Consider the following 4342-nt stretch of genomic DNA (forward strand, 5'->3'; position numbering starts at 1 on the left):
CGGCGCGCTGGTGCGCTTCATGCACAAGATAGGCATCGCGCGCGGCAGCATCGCGGAAATCGATGGTGAAGCCGTGGGTGAAGCCGCGTGCGAACGGCTCCGGGCTGACATTGGCGCTTAATTTTACGGCGTCCATGCCGTCGATCACCTGTCGAAGCGCCTCGAGATCGGAATGGATCGCCATGCGCTCGGTGGTGGCGACATCATTGCGGAATCTAGCGAAAACACAGTGCCTGATCATATCTTACCCCTCAGTGGCTAAGCAGCCCGGTTTCCGGAAAACACCGCCGGCGGCAGCGGCTCGCGGCCAAGGACCAGGTCGGCGCCCTTTTCACCGACCATGATGGTCGGCGCATTGGTGTTGGATGAAGGCACGCGCGGCATCACCGAGGCATCGCAGACGCGCAGGCCCTCGATACCGCGCAGCCGCAGATCCGGCGTCACGACAGCCATATCATCATGGCCCATGCGGCAGGTGCCGACCGGATGGTGGTCGGTCTTGGAACTGCGGCAGGCATAGTCGAACAGCTCGTCGTCGCTGGCGAGCGACGGGCCGGGCAGCACCTCGCGCAGCACGTAAGGGGCAAGCGCCTTCTGCCGCATGATCTCGCGGGCCAGCCGCAGCCCCTTGATCGACATGGCGCGGTCATAGGGATCGGACCAGTAGTTCGGATCAATCAGCGGATGGTCGGCCGGGTCGGCGCTCTTCAGCCGCACGGTGCCGCGCGAGCGCGGCCGCAGGAAAGCCGAGTTCAGGGTGACGCCGGGGTTTTTCAGCTTCTCGACGCCGGCTTCGATGCCGGAGCCCAAGCCGAGATGAAACTGGATGTCGGGCGAGGCGGCTGTCGGGTCGGCGTACCAGAAGCCGCCGGTCTCGAACAGGCTGGAGGCCACCGGCCCCTTCTTCAGCAGCAGATATTGCAGGCCGGCCCAGGCCGTGCGGTGCAGCTTGGCGTAGTTGTCATAGGTGTGATCGCCGGTGCATTCGGCGATGACGAACAGATCGAGATGGTCCTGCATGTTGGAGCCGACGCCGGGCAGGTCATGCACCGGCGTGACGCCGACCGACTTCAGATGGTCCGCGGGGCCGATGCCCGACTGCATCAGGAGTTTCGGCGAGCCGATGGCGCCGGACGAGACGATCACCTCGCGCTCGGCGTGCAGGATTTTCTTCTCGCCGCCTGGCCTGTCGACCAATTCGACGCCGATGGCGCGGCCCTTCTCGACGACGATGCGCGTCACCAGCACATCGGTTCGGACGGTCAGGTTCTTGCGGGCGCGGATCGGCTTCAAATAGGCGACTGAAGCGGACGAGCGCCGGGCATCCTTCTGGGTCAGCTGGTAGTAGCCGACGCCTTCTTGGGCAGCGCCGTTGAAGTCCGGGTTGAAGGGGATGCCCATCTCCTGGCCGGCACGGAAATAGGCTTCGCAGATCGGCAGCGGCGCAATCGGGTTCGAGACGCCGAGCGGCCCCTGGTCGCCGTGAAAATCGTTGGCGTAGCGCTGGTTGTTCTCAGCGCGTTTGAAATAGGGCAACACATCGCGATAGCCCCAGCCGGCGAGGCCCTCTTCCTTCTCCCAGGCGTCGTAATCGCGGGCGTTGCCGCGCGTGTAGATCTGGGCGTTGATGGACGAGCCGCCGCCGACCACCTTGGCCTGCGTGTACCAGAAGACGCGGTCCTTCATGTTTCTCTGCGGCACGGTCGACCAGCCCCAGGAGGCGATCCCCTTCGTCATCTTGGCGAAGCCCGCCGGCATGTGGATATAGGGATGCCAGTCCTTGCCGCCAGCTTCGAGCAGCAAGACCGAGTTGCCCGGATCCTCGCTCAGCCGGTTGGCCAGAACGCAGCCGGCCGGCCCGGCGCCCACGATGATGTAGTCGGTCATGAAACCATCCATTTACAGTCGCGCCACGGAGAGCGCACCGTCGACATTGATGATCGAGCCGGTCGAAAAGCCGAGCTTGCCACCGGCGAGCGTTGCCACCACCGCACCGATATCCGATGCTTCGCCCCAGCGCTTTGCCGGCACCAGACCACCGTCGATGAGGGCGTCGTATTTGGCGGTCACGCCTGAGGTCATGTCGGTGCGGATGATGCCGGGCCGCACCTCGAACACGCCTATGTTTTCGGGAGCCAACCGCAGCGCCAGGTTCTTCACCCACATCGAAAGTGCGGCTTTCGAGATGCAGTAGTCCGGCCGCTCCGGCGATGCCATTTCGGCGCTGACCGAGGTGATGGTGATGATTGATTTCGGGGGATCGCCTGGCGCGGCGAGCATCGCCTTGGCCACGGCCTGGCTGAGGAACACAGTGCCGCGCAGATTGATGCCGAGCGTGCGGTCGAAATTCTCCGGCTTGAGGTCCAAGAGGTCACCGCGCACCACGGCGCCGACGCCGGCATTGTTGACCAGGCAATCGATACGGTCGAAGGCGCGCATCGCGGCATCGACAAGTGCGGTGTGGCTGGCGAGATCGGCGATGTCGCACTGGATGTAGGCAAATTTCGCGCCACGCTTGGTGATGTCGGCGGCAAGTCCGTCAGCGGCTGTTTCGGCAAGGTCGGCGACCAGAATATCGTAGCCGCCATCCGCCAGCGCCTGGGCACAGGCAAGGCCAATGCCCCGCGCGCCGCCGGTGACGATGGCGGAGGGGCGGGTCATTGGAAGCTAGCCTTGCGGATGTCAGCGCCGCCCCTCATCGCCCTGCCGGAGCGTTCGTCGTTCGAAAAGCCAAGCAGTTGGCTTTTCGTCCGCTGCGCGGACCACTCCTCAACCCCCCGTATAGTGACGGGGAGAAGGACGCTCGCGCCGCCGTTCTCGCCAATCGCCAAAGGATCGCCGAGGTTGCGACCAGCTTTCTTCTCCCCGTTTACGGGGAGAAGGTGCCGGCAGGCGGATGAGGGGCGGCGCAAACCGATCATGCCGTAAGCTCCACCTTGCGGATGTGATCGGCAACGCGCATTGCCTGGGCGGCGATCGACAGCGCCGGGTTCACGGCGGCCGAATTGGGCAAGAAGCTTCCGTCGACGACGAAGAGGTTCCGGTGGTCGAAGGAGCGGCAGTAAGGGTCGAGCGCCGCCGTCGCCGGATCGTCGCCCATCTTTATCGTGCCGCATTGGTGCGACGGCGTGCGCTTGTCGAAGGGGCGCGACAGAACGATGGGATAACCGCAGGCGCGGAAATTTTCGCGCATCACCTTGGTCAGCCCGTCGAGCGACCGCATGTTGGAGCGCCGCCATTGCATGACGATGTCCTTGCCGTCGACCATGATGCGGCTTTCCGGATCGGGCAGATCCTCGCACATCAGGTACCAGTCGACGGCGTGGCCGGCCATGAAATCGAGCGCGAATCCCGGCGTGTATTTGACATTGGCCCGCAGCATGTTGCCGTCGATCTTGCCGAGCAACTGGACGTTCCCCAGCGGCTTGCCGCCCTTGCCGTCGGACAGGTAATAGTCGTGCAGCATCAAGGGCGTCTGGTAGACGGCATCGTTGCGACGGCGCGGGTCGATCGCCAGCATGGCGCTGGAATTGTGGTTCATGAAATTGCGGCCGACCTGGTCGGCGCGGTTGGCTAGGCCTTTGCCATCCGATGTGGGCGAGCGCAGCAGGATGACAGCGGAGTTGACCGCGCCGGCCGAGAGGATGACCAGCTTCGGTGATACTTTCTTCAGCTCGCCATTCTGCCGGTAGTGAATGGCTGATATCGTCGTGCCGTCTGGCGAGGCTTCGAGATATTCGACGTAGGCGCCGGTTTCGAGCTTGATGTTCTGGTCGGTGAGGGCCGCCGTCAGCGGTCCCGTTTGTGCGTCGACCTTGCCTTGGCCGGTGTTCGGGAAAGCATCCCAGCCGGTCTTGCCCTCCTTCAGCCAGGTGTCGATGTCGACACCGAGCGGCAGCGAGGCCGGATGCAGGCCAAGGTTTTTCAGCTCGGCGCGGGCGCGGGCGATCGGTGCCTCGTCGGGCACCGGCTTGTAGGCGTAGGGGATCGAATGGAACGGCTCGGTCGGATCCTCGCCCAGTGCACCGCGCACGCGAAACAGCTGTTCGGCTTTCGAATACCAGGGCTCGAATTCGTCATAGGTGAACGGCCATGCCGGAGAGACTCCGCCGAAATGCTCCATGGCCGCAAAGTCCTCCTTGCGGTAGCGGATCAGCACCGCGCCGTAGAACTTCGAATTGCCGCCGACATAGTAATAATTGCCGGGGTTGAAGGCGGCGCCGCCGGCCTCACGCCACATCTCCTTCGGCCTGTAATGGCCGTCGACGAAGATCGAGCGCGTGTCGCGCGCGTGCGGCGTCGCCGGCAACGGCTCGCCGCGCTCCAGCATCAGGATCGAGGC

General features: G+C 64.2%; 5 protein-coding genes. All 5 read right to left on the reverse strand.

Annotated features, from left to right (window positions below; all coding sequences use genetic code 11):
- Positions 1 to 241, reverse strand: a 241-nt coding sequence (locus EN906_RS24360) for a Dabb family protein (protein WP_164777321.1), incomplete at its 3' end; no start/stop codon positions are given.
- A gap of 17 nt (positions 242 to 258) precedes the next feature.
- Positions 259 to 1887, reverse strand: coding sequence for a GMC family oxidoreductase N-terminal domain-containing protein (locus EN906_RS24365; RefSeq protein WP_127272322.1), 1629 nt, complete (start codon positions 1885 to 1887; stop codon positions 259 to 261).
- 12 nt (positions 1888 to 1899) lie between these two features.
- Positions 1900 to 2661 carry a 3-ketoacyl-ACP reductase gene (locus EN906_RS24370; protein WP_127269732.1) on the reverse strand — a complete coding sequence of 254 codons (762 nt, stop codon included), beginning with the start codon at positions 2659 to 2661 and terminating at the stop codon, positions 1900 to 1902.
- Complete coding sequence (locus EN906_RS24375; RefSeq protein WP_127269730.1) at positions 2658 to 2921, reverse strand: hypothetical protein; 264 nt, start codon at positions 2919 to 2921, stop codon at positions 2658 to 2660. Before EN906_RS24375 ends, EN906_RS24370 begins: the two co-directional genes overlap by 4 nt.
- Positions 2918 to 4342, reverse strand: a 1425-nt coding sequence (locus EN906_RS24380; RefSeq protein ID WP_164777322.1) for a GMC family oxidoreductase, incomplete at its 5' end; no start/stop codon positions are given. The genes EN906_RS24375 and EN906_RS24380, both read right to left, overlap by 4 nt.

This window comes from Mesorhizobium sp. M7A.F.Ca.CA.004.06.1.1, assembly GCF_003999135.1.
In the GTDB taxonomy this organism is placed as follows: domain Bacteria; phylum Pseudomonadota; class Alphaproteobacteria; order Rhizobiales; family Rhizobiaceae; genus Mesorhizobium.